Origin of the sequence: Colwellia sp. 6M3 (assembly GCF_014077595.1) — a bacterium.
Classification (GTDB): domain Bacteria; phylum Pseudomonadota; class Gammaproteobacteria; order Enterobacterales; family Alteromonadaceae; genus Cognaticolwellia.
Genome location: NZ_JACGWF010000010.1, coordinates 14,402 through 29,038, shown reverse-complemented (window position 1 = coordinate 29,038; position 14,637 = coordinate 14,402). Strand labels below are relative to the sequence as shown.

The following is a 14,637-nucleotide window of genomic DNA, read 5'->3' as shown; positions in this document are numbered from 1 at the left end:
ATTATTTAATAAAGTGCTTGATACAAAACAACGATCATTCGTGGTTATGGTAACATTACTATCATGAAATTATAAACAGACTAAAACACTTCAGAATATGACGATATCGGCCAATCAACTGCCTATTAATGACATCAAAGACGATGTTATTGTCGCATTAAATCATCATAAAACCATCTTACTTACTGCACCGCCAGGTGCTGGCAAGTCAACTTGCTTACCGCTATGGTTATTAGACTTACCTTGCTTATCGGGTCAGAAAATATACCTTTTGCAACCTCGGCGATTAGCGGCAAAAAACATTGCTTGTTACCTGTCTCAACAGTTAGGTGAAAGTGTTGGAAACACAGTTGGTTATCGACTTCGAAATGAAAGTAAAACTTCAAAAAACACCCGTTTAGAAGTTATTACAGAAGGTATTTTAACGCAAATAATTCAGCACGATGCAGAACTATCGGCTTGTGGCTTAGTTGTGTTTGACGAGTTTCATGAGCGTTCGCTAAACGCTGATCTAGCCTTCGCATTAACACGCGATATTCAACAAGGTCTGCGAGAAGGCTTAAAAATTCTTTTAATGTCAGCAACTTTAGCGACAGAAGCGATAAATCATCAGCTACCTGATGCGGTAGCGTTGGAAAGCAAAGGGCGAAGTTTTCCCGTTGATATTAACTACCAAGCCCCAAGTAATACTCGCCTTTGGCGTCAGCACGCACTGTCAGTTTTAAAATCTTTGGTGAACTCGCATCAAGGTTCGATATTAATGTTTCTTCCAGGTACTGGCGATATTCGCTATTTAGCCGAACAATTATCGCCTTTTATGCCTGCAAACATGACATTGTGTCCATTGTACGGTGAATTGTCGCTACAACAGCAGCAACAAGTTATTGCACCAGCGCCAAGCGGTCATCATAAATTAGTACTAGCAACTAATATTGCAGAAACTAGCTTAACCATTGAAGGTGTTGATTTAGTTATTGATTCTGGTTTAGAAAATGTTGCGATTTATGATGTGCAAACACTGAGTAATAAACTACAGCAACGCAGTATTGCAAAATCTTCTGCCATTCAACGTGCTGGTCGTGCTGGGCGATTGCAAGCTGGGCACTGTATTCGTTTATACAGTAAAGATGATTTTGAACGCAGAAGTGAGCAAAGTAGTAGTGAAATTCAACAGGCGGATTTACTTCCCATGCTGATGGAAGTCGCTAGGTGGGGAGCAACGGCTTGTGAACAGTTGCCGATGATAGAAATGCCTAACGCAACAAAAGAGCAACTAGCGTGGCAAGAGTTAATCGATTTAGCATTGGTAACTCACAAGCATCAATTAACCGCTCAAGGTAAACAAGCGGCTGCTTTTCCTTGTCATCCACGATTTGCGAAAATGTTACTAGCGGCGCTGCAGCTTGAGCATAGTCAGCAGGTTGAACATTTATTATCGCTAGCGTGTTTATTGGCGAGCTTATTAGAAGAACGCGATATTTTTAGCGCTGAACAGCGCCTAGATAACTGCGATATAACGCAACGTATTACCCAACTTTTACAGCTAGCTAAAAAGCCACAGCATCAACGAATAATTCAACAAGCTCAGCGTTTATATCAGGTGGCGATTCGACAAGGCAATGACGCAAGTGACTTTGAACTAACAAATACAAACAAGCGCATTTGTAATACGGCAGCCCAATTGCCACTGCAATGTACTGGGCTATTACTTATGCTCGCTTATCCAGAACGCCTAGCTAAACAAAGAGATCATCAAGGTAATTACTTAACGGCTTATGGTAAAGGGTTAGTCATGAATAGTGGTGATGCTTTAGCTGATAAAGAGTACCTAGTAGCGGTTAAGTTTTTTCAACGTCAAAATACCTTAGCTATTGGATTGGCAGCCGACATTAACTTATCGCAAGCCATTGCTTGGCAAGTAGTCGCAGTAGAAAGTAAAACACATCTGCATTTTGATCATAAACAAAATCGTATACGTTGTGCTAATCAGCAAGTTATTGGCTCACTGGTGATCAGTGAAGAAAACACCCTACAAAAACTGTCGACTGAGTTGATCGTTGAATGTTGGTGCCAACAAATTCGAAAACGCGGGCTTAGTTGGCTTAAACTTGATGAACAAACACAGCAGCTTTTATTACGCTGGCGCTGGCTTAATCAAACGCAAAAACATTTAGCCTTTGAGGATGTAAGTGAAATACATTTGTTGAGTACTTTGGAGCAATGGCTTGGGCCGTATTTAGTAGATATAACGAGTAAAACACAGCTTGATAAGCTTGATTTAGCAGAAGCATTACTCAGCCAATTAAGTTATCAACAACAGCAAATCTTTAACCAACTTGCCCCCAACTACTTTACCGGACCAACAGGGCGAAAATGCAAAATTCGCTACAGCTTAGAGCAAGCACCTATTGTTTCTTTACCTATGCAGGAATTATATGGAGTCAGCTCGACGCCGTCGGTAGGTGATAGTAACCATAATAGCCAAGTAGCTTTAATTATTGAATTATTGTCGCCAGCACAACGACCCATTCAAATAACCCAAGATCTAGTGGCATTTTGGCAGGGCAGTTATCGTGAGGTACAAAAGGATATGAGGTCAAAATATCCGAAGCATTTTTGGCCAGATGATCCCGCAAATGCGCAAGCCACACGTAAAACGAAACGCCATATTAAAGGCTAAGTGAGCAACATTTTGGCCAATGTTAACTCACTCAGTTGTATGCTCAGGTTTGCATATTTTTTATTTTATTTGTTGTTGAATAAAAGCTCGTGTGTCATTCAATAAATCTATTCGGGTAGGCTCATTTACGTACATCATATGACCACCGTGATAGTATTTATATTGAATTTGTTCAGACTTTATTCCATGGCGATTCAAGGTGTATTCTGCATCAAAAAATGGTGTTACTAAATCATAATAGCCAGAAGCAACAAAGACTTTAAGTGCAGGGTTAATACGCAAAGCCTTTGATAAATCGTGTGCTGTGTTGACGTAAGTGGGCTCCCAAGCTTTATTTTTTGGTGCTGTGCGCCAACTCCACTGACTAGATAGTTCATCATCAGCTGGTGATAAATAAGTGCGACTCCAATCCACGCCTAAATCACTGCGCATATAACTCATTAGTGCCGAATTAAATGCTGACGAAATGGCGCGACTGGCATCATAACCGGGCGTTGCTTTTAAATCATCAACTTCATCAACTGTGTAGCGGGCATCTAACAACCCTATCGATAAACCTTCGTCGCGTAAAAGCTCTTTAGCAAAATGAAAACCTTGAATACGCAATTCAGCTCTATCAATATACGACGGAGCTAAGCCAGTAAAATAAGCTAATCGATCGTTAATATGATTTTTAGTCGCTTTACTCAGGGTATTGCCTTTGAATAATGCTGGCATTAACTCATCAGTGGCAAATGTTCTTGCTTCGCTGAGAAAGTTTGACAAATTCTCAGGTGTTGGTTTTACTTTTCCATGATAAACCGCAGCAGCTGCCATTGTTGGTAAATAAGTAATATGAGAGATTAAATTATCTCGAATATAAGGGCTCGACCCTTGATAATCTAATGCCTGCGAGATAAAAATAATGCCGTTTAAGCTAATTGATAAATCATTCTCTAAAATTTTAGCCACCGCTGCCGCACGGGTTGTACCGTAGCTTTCACCTAATAAAAAACGAGGAGAATTCCAGCGACCATTTTCGGTGATCCAAGTTCTAATGAATTCAGCCATTGAAGCGGCATCTTCTTTCAATCCCCAAAATTCTTTACCTTCATGTTCCCCTAATGCACGAGAAAAACCGGTACCTACAGGGTCAATAAACACTAAATCTGAAACATCGAGTATAGACTCTGCGGTATCCAATATCGGATATGGAGCCGCGCCAGGAAATTGTGCATCGCTTGGTACTTTTACTCGCTTGGGTCCAAATGCGCCCATATGCAGCCATGTAGAAGCCGAACCTGGTCCGCCATTCCATATAAAGGTAACCGGTCGATTTTTATCTTTGTTATTATTTTTTTTGGTATAAGCAAAAGTAAAAATACTTGCTGTTTCTTTTCCGTGCTTATCTCTTAAATAAGTTTCCCCCGCTGTTGCCGTATAATTAATGCTCTTACCATTAAAACGTCCTTTATGTTCACTAATAAATTGTTGCGCTTGTGCTATGGCGTTTAACGCTTTATTTTCTTTGACAGTATCTGCGGCATAAACCGTACTACTCAAGACAATAAAAAGGTTAATACAGATAAATCTAAGGTGGGGTTTAAGCGACATATGAATTTTCCAAATATAATAATATCAATTATTTATAGGGGAGGTATATGTGATTGTCAATTTATAAAGCACAATTGTAATGGTTAATTTTTGTAGAAAACAGACTGTTGCTAAGGCTGTTTTTAGCTGATTTTTTAGGCCCGAATTGGCTCGATAATTTTACATCAGAAATCGCTATAAAATTAGCTTTTACCATTTACTTGAGTCATGACAATTACATTATAACACTGAGTATTAAGTCAATATTAAGCCAACATTTTTATATTTATTCTCTGCTAAATATGTTTTTTGTCTCTAGTAACTAAAAAGCAAATGAGAGAACCTAATGTGACCAGTGCGACACCTTGCCAAAATGATCCCGTTAGGGAAATAGATAAATACACCGAAGCAAAAAGCGTAGAAAATACCGGCGTAAAGTAAGATAAAGTGCCTAATAAAATCATATCTGCACCTATTAATGCTTGATTCCACAAGGCATAACCTGCCCCTATAACGATGCCAGAAAGTAACAAGGTTAACATTGAGGGCAAGGTAAATTGTAAGCTTGGTTCATTACTGAAAAAATATTGTACCCATAACGTTGCAGCGGTCGCGCTAAAGAAAAGTGTAATCGCATTTTTCCCGTTACTGATGCTTTGTGTCACTACACAGTATATCGCCCAAATTATTGCTGCCGAAAAAGCCATTAAATACGTCAGTGGGTTGTCTGAAATGTTATTCAGTAAAGTACTTATCGAGATACCTTGATCGCCAGAAATACACCAAGCAACACCTGTAAATGCTAATAAAATACTGGGATAAACTAAGATATTGATTTTTTTATCACTGATAACAACACTCAAAAGAACAGTGAGCGCAGGCCATAAGTAATTGATAATAGACATTTCCATCGCTTGAAGCCGACTATTAGACAGGCCTAAAGATAGGGCAAGACAGATTTCATAAGTAACAAATAACCCGCCACCAATAATTAAGTACTGTTTTGGATAATCCTTTATTTTTGGTATGCCCATAACAAACATTAAAAATATAGCACTAACGGTGTACATCATAGCTGCGCCGCCAATAGGACTAAATAACTCGGATAAATCCCGAATTAAAGCCGTTACAGCGCTCCACAGTAGAATGGCGATAACACCATAAAAAGTGTACTTATTTTTAGTGAGATAAGACATAAAGAACGCGGACTAATATCAGAAGTTAATTAGACGAACACTATCACGACTAAAAGTGATATGTGCAATAGGCTAATGCTATTTTTTATGGGGTCGCTACGGCAGATTCAACGTTGTTAGCTTATTTATCTGTGATATTGCCATTACTATAAAGTGGGGTAGGCTTGTTGAGCGATATGGCCCGCAGAAGAAAGTTAAAAATTTTATAAGTTAATGCACATGGTTAATCCACATGCTTAATAGATACTAAAATGGCAGCCTTGACTGCCATTTTAATATCTTTGTGCAATTATACTGATATCAAAAAGTCACTACGCTGCTTACTTCACTAATAGTAAAAATCAATATTACTGGTTATCGGTGAGTGCTTTTTTGGCTTTGATTGATTGTGCAATGTCTTTAAATTCATACGTAGGGTAAATATTAGTGTCAAAAATGCCCCATGCTGACTTTTCAATCGCTAGGTTAAGTGTACGTAAATCTTTAGGTGCCACTTTAAGGGTAATGACTTGCCCTAAACCCATCATCACATACCATGAGTCTATTTCCATGCCCTTGGGTGGAAATGATTGCCAAAATCGATTTTCATCCATTTTTTTCTGTAACTCGGTTAAGCTTTTATCTTGCTGATGCTTAAGTACAACCGTCACTAATATTTTATCAGTGTTGATGGTGTAATCTTCTGCCGCTATTGAGCTTTGACTGAATCCGGTAAAACATAAAAAAGAAATAAGAAGAGGTGTGATGTACTTTTTCATTATTGTGTTCGCTTTGTGGATTAAAAAAATTATTTTCGCATGGTTAGATAAAATAAACAGCATTTTTTAAGTGGTAAATTATATGCTGATCAAGTGTATATCGCTTCATGAGTAGGGCATAAGCCTTAAGTTCTATCATTGAACAGTCGACTATTTTAGATTTTACGTTATACTGCCGCGCGCAAACCCAGTATTTAAATTTTAGTATTTCATTTAGCGGAGTTCATCATGCACGATCTGTATTACAAAGGCCGTATCCACACCAGAGTAAACCATGTTAAAACAGGTTATAACACTAAGCGTGCTGTTAAAATAGGAACAGAAAAAAATCCGTTAACCTTAGTGGTTACAAGTGAAGAAAAAAAAATAGCTGTGGCAGAAATCGTTAAAGAGAATGAATTATTTGCTGAGATTACGGTAGATAGCACCGCTGATGAGAATATTCAGGAATTAACCACAATACTCAACAAACCAACCACCACAAGGTTTGAAAAAACACCAAACCGTAATGATCCTTGCGTATGTGGCAGTGGCAAAAAATATAAAAAGTGTTGTGGATAACTTAACTTAACTGAACTGAAAGTAACTTAAGTCGGCTTAAGTTACTTATCTGCCCATAACAAACTGACGCCGTTCACGATTTATGATCGACGTTAGTTAAGCTAAGCACTATCTCTATGCAGCTCGGTTAACCCTTCAAGCTTAATAACTCACCTTACAAGCCAAACGATTAGTCGAGAATGTTCAACTGTTCAACGGTTGCTCTTGTTTTATTACTGAGCACTGATCAATGATTACGGATTATTGATTTTCGCGATAACAGACATGGCTTGAGCCAGAACATCTTTGTCACCCTCTAACCAATGAATTTTAGCGCCATTTCGCTCTAATCGGCGTAACCAAGTATCTTGTTTCTTTGAAAACTGATGAATTGCAGAGTTTAGTTTTTGAAAACAGTCATTTTTGCTTAATTGGCCCTGTAAATGCTGGGCAATGTAGCGATACTCTAAACCGTAAAAGTATAAGGTCTCCCAACTAACGCCTTGTGCATGCAGTTGCTCTACTTCTTCAATTAAACCTTGTTCCATGCGCTGCTTTAATCTTAGCGTTATACGCTCACGAATAACTTCTCTTGGCCATTTGATGGCAAAAATAATTGATTTAAATTCGGGGAAGTCATTCTTTGTGTTTTTTGCTGCTTGTTCACCTAGCGCAATTTCTATGGCGCGTACTAATCTGTCACGTTCAATCAGATCTGTGGTGTTATGTAAATTTGGCTTAAGTTGTAATAACTGCTCAGTTAATTGTTCATGGCTAAGCTTGTCTAAAGTTGCTCTTAGTGTTTTGTTTTCGGGCACCTCAATTAATCTATAGCCTTTTAATATTGAGTCAACATATAGCGCTGAGCCACCGGCCATAATAGTTAATTTATTTTTATTGCTGATTTTTTCATAGGTGTTAATAACATCTTGTTGAAAATCAAAAATATTGTATTCGTAGCCGGGATCAACAATATCAATAAGGTGATGCTTAATTTCTTGATATTCATCGAGATCTTTGCCACTGCCTATATCTAAACCACGATAAACTTGTCTTGAATCGGCTGAGATCACTTCCCCATTTAACATTCTAGCAAGTTCAACCGCCAATTTGGTTTTCCCTGATGCTGTTGAACCCAGTACAACCAGCATATTAAATGCAGACATAACTAACCTATAAATATTGATGAAAACTTATGGCTGAATTATATCGCTAATTTTTATCTGTGACGACCTAACTTGTGACTTTAAAAATTATCGGTTGGGATATGGTCTCAGCTAGATTATTATAAGCGATTAATCGTATATCCAAGAGTTAGTTTAAATTAAGTATGAATAAAGTATGACAGTCAAAAAAGCGCCGCAAACAGCCAGTAAAAAATCAAAAACTAACCAATCTAAAACCTCAGAGGCGACCGAAGAAATAACGAGTCACCGGGTAAAAAGAATATTACGTTGGTCATTTTGGTTTTTGTTAAAACTAACGCTTATAGGCGTATTTGTGCTGTTTCTTTACAGTATTTATCTCGACGGAAAAGTTCGTGACAAGTTTGAAGGTCAACGCTGGCAGGTACCCGTTCAAGTATTTGGTGCTGTAGAAGAATATAAAATTGGTAGCAAGTTAATACTTACTAACCTTCAGAAAGCTTTAACCGCTAATAGGTATAAAAAAGTCACGCATGTTCATCGCCCTGGTGAATTTGCTTTATCAAAAAGTCGTGCGATTATTTATCGTCGTGCATTTGATTTTGGCGCGGGTGTGGAGCCGGCAAATAAAGTTACCTTCGATATTGCTAACGACAAAGTTAAGGCTTTGTATATTAATGATGAAAAAGTCACTCAATTACGTTTAGAGCCGCTTTTACTTGATAGAATTTTACCAGAGAGCAAAGAAGATCGAGTGCTAGTTTCTTTACAAGCAGTGCCGACAAAGCTATTAGATACTTTGTTATTAATTGAAGATCGCGAGTTTTACTTTCATCATGGTGTTTCACCTCTGGGTATTTTACGTGCCCTTTATCAAAATTTAATGGCAGGTCGTACGGTTCAAGGTGGCAGTACCTTAACGCAGCAATTAGTTAAAAATATGTTTTTAACGCGCGATAAAACCTTATGGCGTAAAGCCAATGAAGCCATTATGGCGCTGATATTGGAGTACCGATACAGCAAAGATCAATTGTTAGAAGCGTACATAAACGAGGTATATCTAGGTCAACATTATGCCAATGGTATTTATGGCTTTGGGCTAGCAGCAGAATTTTACTTTGGTAAGTCAATTCAATCGCTTAATACAGAACAAATGGCGATGATTATTGGTCAAGTTAAAGGGCCTAGTTACTATGACCCTTGGCGCTTTCCTGAACGCACCATTAAACGTCGAGATCTAGTTTTAAGGTTAATGTATCAGCAAGAAATTATTTCGCAGCCTGAATTTGAGCAAGCAGTTGAGTCGCCTTTATCGATTCGAAAGAAACGTCGTGTAAAACAACAAAAATTTCCAGCCTACCTGCAATTGGTTAAAGCTGAACTGTCGCAACATTTATCACAATACCAACAGCAATCAGGTGTGCGAGTGTTTACCGGTTTTTCAATTAATCAACAGTTAGCCCTGCAAGCGAGCATTGATGAAAAATTACCTGCTTTGGAGCAAGGTTCTGCCGCTGAATTACAAGTGGCGATGGTGGTCTCTGATTTTAAATCAGGTGAGATTCGTGCTTTAGTCGGTGGGAAGGAGGCCGGTTATGCTGGTTTTAACCGTGCATTACACGCTAAGCGACCTATTGGCTCGCTGATTAAGCCTGCCGTATTTCTTGGTGCTTTGGAGCGTTATCAACGTTTTAATTTAGCGACATTAATTGAAGATAAAGCCATAACTCTGTCAAGTGAAGACGGCCAAGCTTGGCGACCTAAAAATTACGATGGTAAATATAGAGGCCAAGTGCACTTGATTGAAGCCTTAGCATCTAGCCTGAACGTGCCTACGGTGAATTTAGGTATGCAATTAGGCTTAGATAATGTTGCTCAAGCTATTCATTTGTTAGGTTATCAGGATGATATTGTTACGCGTCCTTCGATGTTATTGGGCTCATTAAATATGTCACCCATTGAAATAAATCAACTCTATATCCCTATTGCTAATAAAGGTGTGGCTGAAAAGTCGCACGCGATAACACGTGTTGTTAGTGGGAGCGGTGAAACCTTATGGCAATTTCAAGCGTTAGAGCAACAAATTATTTCGACTCAAGCGGCTTATTTGCTCGACTTTTCGTTAAATAAAGTTACAACGTCAGGTACTGCTCGGTCACTGGCATGGCGATTAAAAGATATAAATTTATCTGGAAAAACAGGCACAACCAATGATCTTCGCGACAGCTGGTTCGTTGGTTATGACAACAACCTTTTAGTCACCACGTGGATAGGACGAGACGATAACAAACCAACTAAACTCACCGGTAGCAGTGGAGCCTTAGTATTATTTGCCGAATTTATGCATAAAAATGGTGCAGTGAGTCGACGTACTCAGGTACCTGAAAGTATAGATTTAGTGCGCTTTGACAATAAAAACGGGCGCCCCGTTACGCAAAATTGCGATAACTCGCAAATGCTGCCAGCGGTAACCACGGGATTAATTTATGAAACGGCATGTGAAGAAGCACCGACCAAAAACAAGAAAAAATCTTGGTTAGAAAAATTATTTGGTAATTAGTTTTATAGTGAATTCAAATGTTAAGCTTTTAGCGCTCAATTTTGTTGATTTATTACTGGAATTAACTCGTATAAGCATTATGGTTAAATGGTAAAAAAGAGTTTCTCTATTAATAAATAAGAGGGCAAATTAGCGAAAGCTACAACAACAGTTACAATAATAAGCAATTAAGAGGAGCATAATGAAACATAGATTAAGCTTTGGTTACTTTACATTGCTCGCTGAAAATATTGTTGAAGTGACTATTGATGAAGGTATTGAGTTATCACTTGAAATGATTGAAGAGTGTGATGTGTTTTTTAAAGCACATTTATTTGGAAGTTTCGGCATGCTAATCAATAGGGTTAATGAATATACTTATAGTTATGAAGCACAATTATCCATCGGTTCTTATGAAGGTTTAAAAGCCATTGCTTTTGTTTATTACTCGGATAAAAGCAAGGCAATGGTTGAAAAGTTGAATTTAACGCGTGCATATGACAAATGGAATTGTTGTATTTTTTCAGGTTTAGAGCTCGAGTGGCAACAAGCATTGCAATGGTTAAAACATGAGTTAATGAGTAGCAGTGAGCAAACAGTCATTTTTAAGTGATATTTTAAAAGGCAGCGTATTTTCTAATTGATGTAACTAAATTGAACACTCAAACTCAAACTCAAAGTAAAAAGCAAACCAATAGGTTTGCTTTTGTGTTTAAGTCAGTTTAAAAGTCAGCGTTTTAAGTGATTAACCCGCTGACTTTACCTCAACATATTCGAATATTTTAAATACACGATTAACGCCACTTACATTTCGTGCAATTTCTACCGCAATAGTCGCTTGTTCTTTAGTTACCAAGCCCATTAAAAAAACTTCGCCATTTTCAGTGACTACTTTAATATTGGTCGCATCGAGTTTATCAGTGCCAAATAAAGAAGTTTTTACTTTTGATGTTAGCCACACGTCATTTGTTTTAGTAGTAAAAGATGTTGTGTTGCTGACGCGAATTTGGTTGTGAAGTTGCTTAACGCCATTAACTTCATTTATCGCTTTAATTGCTTGATCACGTAAATAACTGTTAGGTGCTTGACCAATGACTAATACGCTACCATTAACACTGATCACTTGTAGGTTGGTATTGTCACTTAAAGCATCGCTTTTTCTAAGTTTCGCCTGAGCATCAATTTCAATCTTTTGGTCATCTATTTGGTTGCCCAAAGAACGATTGTCGGTTGCAACACTCGCACCGCCGACAACACCAACAACAGCGGCAGCCACACAGCCTTGCAGTAAGACCGCAATTGTAATTGTACTGATAATTGATTTCATTGACATACTAGCCCTCAGTTTGCGGAAATAATGTCGTATCTATAATGTCACATAAGCAATGAATAACGACTAAGTGGACTTCTTGAATTCGAGCTGTACGGCTTGATGGTACGCGAATTTCAACATCGTTTTCACCTAGAAGGCCAGCAATATCACCGCCGTCGCCACCAGTTAAAGCAATAATAGGCATATCACGTGAAACTGCTGTTTCAATGGCTTTAATAACGTTACGAGAGTTACCGCTAGTAGAAATGGCAAGTAAAACATCGCCATTGTTACCTAGTGCACGTACTTGCTTAGAGAAAATTTCATCAAAGTGGTAGTCATTACCAATAGAAGTAATGGTGGAACTGTCAGTCGTTAAAGCAATTGCAGGTAACGGCGGACGTTCGGTTTCATATCTGTTAAGTAGCTCTGCAGAAAAGTGTTGAGCATCACCGGCTGAGCCACCATTGCCACAGGCTAATATTTTATTACCGGCTAATAGACTTTGTACCATCGTCATTCCAGCTTGTTCAATTGGCCCTGCCAATAATTCGCTGGCGGCAATTTTTGTTTGTATGCTTTCAGTAAAATTACTTTTTATCCGTTCTAACATGATGGACTTAGCTCCGTTATTTCAGTTCTTAAAAGGCATTGATTAAAAGGCATTCTTAAGCCAAGTAATATCTGGGTTATTTATATTGCCTTGCATCGCGATAACATCGAATCGGCAAGGGGTATTATATTCATTTAATCCGGCTTGTTGCAGATAAAATGCCGCACATTGCTTAATTTTTTGCTGTTTTTTAATGGAAACAGCGGCAATAGCACCACCAAAGTGTGAATTTTTACGGTATTTTACTTCCACAAACACGAAAACATCATTTTCAATCATGATTAAATCAATTTCACCACGGCGATTTTGAAAATTGCATGTCTTTAATAATAGACCTTGTTGAGCTAAATAGTGAGCGGCTAATTGCTCACTATTTTTTCCTGTGGTCACTGTGTTAGCTTTGTTAGTCCATAGCAAATTCTTGTACCTTGCTGCGACTATATTTACCCCAAATTAAGCTACGGGTTAAAATATTATCTTTTCCTAATTGTAATATTCCGGTTTGACCATAATGTCGCACATAAGTTTTGTTTTGCATGGCAGAAATTTTATCTATTAGCGCTAAACTGTCAAAACCCATAGCAAATATAGTTTGTAAGCTGTCACTACGATTTGGCCAAAGCTTCTTAGCTTGGGCTGCTAAGGCTTTATTTTGTTGTTTACTGCGCAATTGCCAAGGCATTTCAGTAAATATTAAGCCAGACAGATCTCGATTATCACTTTTATCTATTTTAGTGCTATGACTACGTGAGCTTGCAAATACCGGAATAATTTCGGCAAACGGACTAATGTTAACGTCAATATAAGGCTTTAATAGCTTGGTTTCTAACGGTAAACCGACCACATATATCATATCAATATCACGACGATTACGTAATTCACTTTTAATTGTGTACTTTATGTGTCGGTTCAACTCTTTTGTACGTTGCTGGCTTAGGTCAACTCCTAAGCTGGCTTTAAGTTGGTTTTGCATTTTAGCATCGCTATTAAAAAATACTGTCTCAGGAGCTTTGCCGGTTATATGTTGCCATTGTTGGCTAAATGTCTGTGCTATTCGTCTGCTAGAGCTGTCTTGATGACTTAATATCAGTGGGTACTTATACTGCTGGCGGCTCAATGTTGTTGCTGCTTGTGTTGCTTCTTCTTCAGGGCGCATTGAAAGCGCAACTTGATGTGGCAATAAAGTTGCTGTTGCAGGTAAGTTAAGTAAAAGCGTAGGTAATGTTATTTCAGTTTGCGCTAAGTAGCTGTTTACATTTTGCTTGAGTAGCGGGCCAATAACGTAATCAATATTAAGTTCGAGTAGCTTGGCATTTAGTGTACTCATATCTAAGGTTGTTGAGTCGATAAAGTGTAAGGTTTTACCGCTTTCAATATTATAAGCCGCGAGTATACCTTGTTGCGCTACTTTTCCTGCAAGCTCTTGTTTACCTGAAAGTGGAATAATAACTGCTATGTTTTCTATCACATTGGTCGTGGTTGGTATCTGTTGACTCAAGTTCGCCACTATATATTGGGCAGGATGGGTGCTAAATTCTCGTTGCCATTGGCTTAAATATCGCTGCAACCTAGCATCATCATAACCAAACTTATTAGCAAAAGTGATTAATTTACTCCAACCTTTAATATTGGGTGCAGACATTTTTTCTAACTGTTGAAGCTGCCAAGGCGATAATAGGCAAAATTTCTGCCAAATTACATCAATGTCGCTGTCTGTGGCTTGGGTGTTAGCAGCAAATGCTCTTAAGCTTGCATCGAGTGCGGCAATGGGCAAATCTCTTTGTGTTTGCACATCGGCTAATGTTTGAAAATAATCAACACGATAAACAAGTTGCGCTGAATCTCTAATGTATTCGGCGTTTTCCAATGCTAAATAAGCTTGTGGTATTTTTGATAAGATTGCGTAACTTTTAGCTTCAATAATAGCAAGTTGATATTGCTGGGCTGGAGATGACGCTAATACTTCAAGTTGTTTAGCCAACCAAAGTGCTTTATGTGGGTTTTCTTGAGATAAATAGAGTTCACTCGCGCTTAATAACGAGATCACCGATTCCGCCTGCTGGTTTGAAGCCACCTGTGATGATGCTTGAGCAACTAATTGCTCTGCGGTTAAATTTGTTTCAGACGTTTTTAACACATCAGCTTGTTTATTCGCTGATGTGGTTGGTTTACTTTGTTTAGTTGTTGAGCAACTGGCTAAAATAACCACTGCAGCAAATGCACAAAAGCCACTTTTATAAGACGAAAACCATTTAGTAAGTGTCAAAGTTAATAAATCCATA

Annotated in this window: 12 protein-coding genes; 4 read left to right on the top strand and 8 right to left on the bottom strand. The window is 38.3% G+C overall.

Annotated elements, in window-relative coordinates:
* Nucleotides 1-97 precede the first annotated feature (97 nt).
* Entirely contained in the window at nucleotides 98-2,680 is a 2,583-nt protein-coding gene (hrpB, locus tag H4J50_RS03970) for an ATP-dependent helicase HrpB (RefSeq protein ID WP_182254580.1), read from the top strand.
* A 60-nt stretch (nucleotides 2,681-2,740) separates the two neighbouring features.
* On the opposite strand, the gene H4J50_RS03965 is transcribed toward hrpB, so the two are convergent.
* The 3 genes from H4J50_RS03965 to H4J50_RS03955 all read right to left on the bottom strand — a co-directional run bounded on the left by H4J50_RS03965 (nucleotide 2,741) and on the right by H4J50_RS03955 (nucleotide 6,206).
* On the bottom strand, nucleotides 2,741-4,273 hold the full coding sequence (locus H4J50_RS03965; RefSeq protein WP_182254578.1) for a S10 family peptidase: 1,533 nt from the start codon (nucleotides 4,271-4,273) through the stop codon (nucleotides 2,741-2,743).
* Nucleotides 4,274-4,548: 275 nt separating this feature from the next.
* Nucleotides 4,549-5,448 carry an aromatic amino acid DMT transporter YddG gene (gene yddG / locus H4J50_RS03960; protein WP_182254576.1) on the bottom strand — a complete coding sequence of 300 codons (900 nt, stop codon included), beginning with the start codon at nucleotides 5,446-5,448 and terminating at the stop codon, nucleotides 4,549-4,551.
* A 347-nt stretch (nucleotides 5,449-5,795) separates the two neighbouring features.
* Nucleotides 5,796-6,206, bottom strand: coding sequence for a hypothetical protein (locus tag H4J50_RS03955; protein WP_182254574.1), 411 nt, complete (start codon nucleotides 6,204-6,206; stop codon nucleotides 5,796-5,798).
* A gap of 228 nt (nucleotides 6,207-6,434) precedes the next feature.
* Between H4J50_RS03955 and H4J50_RS03950 the strand changes: the two genes are divergently transcribed.
* Entirely contained in the window at nucleotides 6,435-6,767 is a 333-nt protein-coding gene (locus tag H4J50_RS03950) for a PBPRA1643 family SWIM/SEC-C metal-binding motif protein (RefSeq protein ID WP_108454995.1), read from the top strand.
* Between the two features lie 233 nt (nucleotides 6,768-7,000).
* Here the strand turns inward: H4J50_RS03950 and miaA are convergent, their stop codons facing one another.
* Nucleotides 7,001-7,912: a tRNA (adenosine(37)-N6)-dimethylallyltransferase MiaA gene (gene miaA / locus H4J50_RS03945; RefSeq protein ID WP_182254572.1), complete on the bottom strand. Its 912-nt coding sequence runs from the start codon at nucleotides 7,910-7,912 to the stop codon at nucleotides 7,001-7,003.
* A 175-nt stretch (nucleotides 7,913-8,087) separates the two neighbouring features.
* Between miaA and mrcB the strand changes: the two genes are divergently transcribed.
* Together mrcB and H4J50_RS03935 are read left to right on the top strand one after the other, a co-directional pair.
* Nucleotides 8,088-10,451 (top strand): penicillin-binding protein 1B, encoded by a 2,364-nt coding sequence (gene mrcB, locus H4J50_RS03940; protein ID WP_182254570.1) that lies wholly within the window; start codon nucleotides 8,088-8,090, stop codon nucleotides 10,449-10,451.
* Between the two features lie 181 nt (nucleotides 10,452-10,632).
* Nucleotides 10,633-11,043, top strand: coding sequence for a hypothetical protein (locus tag H4J50_RS03935; RefSeq protein ID WP_182254568.1), 411 nt, complete (start codon nucleotides 10,633-10,635; stop codon nucleotides 11,041-11,043).
* Nucleotides 11,044-11,175: 132 nt separating this feature from the next.
* Here the strand turns inward: H4J50_RS03935 and dolP are convergent, their stop codons facing one another.
* The 4 genes from dolP to H4J50_RS03915 are packed head-to-tail and all read right to left on the bottom strand — an operon-like array spanning nucleotide 11,176 to nucleotide 14,621.
* A complete protein-coding gene (gene dolP, locus H4J50_RS03930; protein WP_239059095.1) occupies nucleotides 11,176-11,763 on the bottom strand; it encodes a division/outer membrane stress-associated lipid-binding lipoprotein in 588 nt (195 codons plus the stop codon).
* A 1-nt stretch (nucleotide 11,764) separates the two neighbouring features.
* On the bottom strand, nucleotides 11,765-12,355 hold the full coding sequence (locus H4J50_RS03925; protein ID WP_081180055.1) for a phosphoheptose isomerase: 591 nt from the start codon (nucleotides 12,353-12,355) through the stop codon (nucleotides 11,765-11,767).
* A gap of 42 nt (nucleotides 12,356-12,397) precedes the next feature.
* On the bottom strand, nucleotides 12,398-12,745 hold the full coding sequence (locus H4J50_RS03920; RefSeq protein WP_310733252.1) for a YraN family protein: 348 nt from the start codon (nucleotides 12,743-12,745) through the stop codon (nucleotides 12,398-12,400).
* 13 nt (nucleotides 12,746-12,758) lie between these two features.
* Complete coding sequence (locus H4J50_RS03915; RefSeq protein ID WP_182254566.1) at nucleotides 12,759-14,621, bottom strand: penicillin-binding protein activator; 1,863 nt, start codon at nucleotides 14,619-14,621, stop codon at nucleotides 12,759-12,761.
* Nucleotides 14,622-14,637 lie beyond the last annotated feature (16 nt).

Excerpts from the sequence above, each read along its gene's own strand:
- miaA (WP_182254572.1), bottom strand. The coding sequence starts at position 7,912 with ATGTCTGCATTTAATATGCTGGTTGTACTGGGTTCAACAGCATCAGGG.
- yddG (WP_182254576.1), bottom strand. The coding sequence starts at position 5,448 with ATGTCTTATCTCACTAAAAATAAGTACACTTTTTATGGTGTTATCGCC.
- hrpB (WP_182254580.1), top strand. The coding sequence starts at position 98 with ATGACGATATCGGCCAATCAACTGCCTATTAATGACATCAAAGACGAT.
- H4J50_RS03925 (WP_081180055.1), bottom strand. The coding sequence starts at position 12,355 with ATGTTAGAACGGATAAAAAGTAATTTTACTGAAAGCATACAAACAAAA.
- H4J50_RS03955 (WP_182254574.1), bottom strand. The coding sequence starts at position 6,206 with ATGAAAAAGTACATCACACCTCTTCTTATTTCTTTTTTATGTTTTACC.
- mrcB (WP_182254570.1), top strand. The coding sequence starts at position 8,088 with ATGACAGTCAAAAAAGCGCCGCAAACAGCCAGTAAAAAATCAAAAACT.
- H4J50_RS03965 (WP_182254578.1), bottom strand. The coding sequence starts at position 4,273 with ATGTCGCTTAAACCCCACCTTAGATTTATCTGTATTAACCTTTTTATT.
- H4J50_RS03935 (WP_182254568.1), top strand. The coding sequence starts at position 10,633 with ATGAAACATAGATTAAGCTTTGGTTACTTTACATTGCTCGCTGAAAAT.
- H4J50_RS03950 (WP_108454995.1), top strand. The coding sequence starts at position 6,435 with ATGCACGATCTGTATTACAAAGGCCGTATCCACACCAGAGTAAACCAT.
- dolP (WP_239059095.1), bottom strand. The coding sequence starts at position 11,763 with ATGTCAATGAAATCAATTATCAGTACAATTACAATTGCGGTCTTACTG.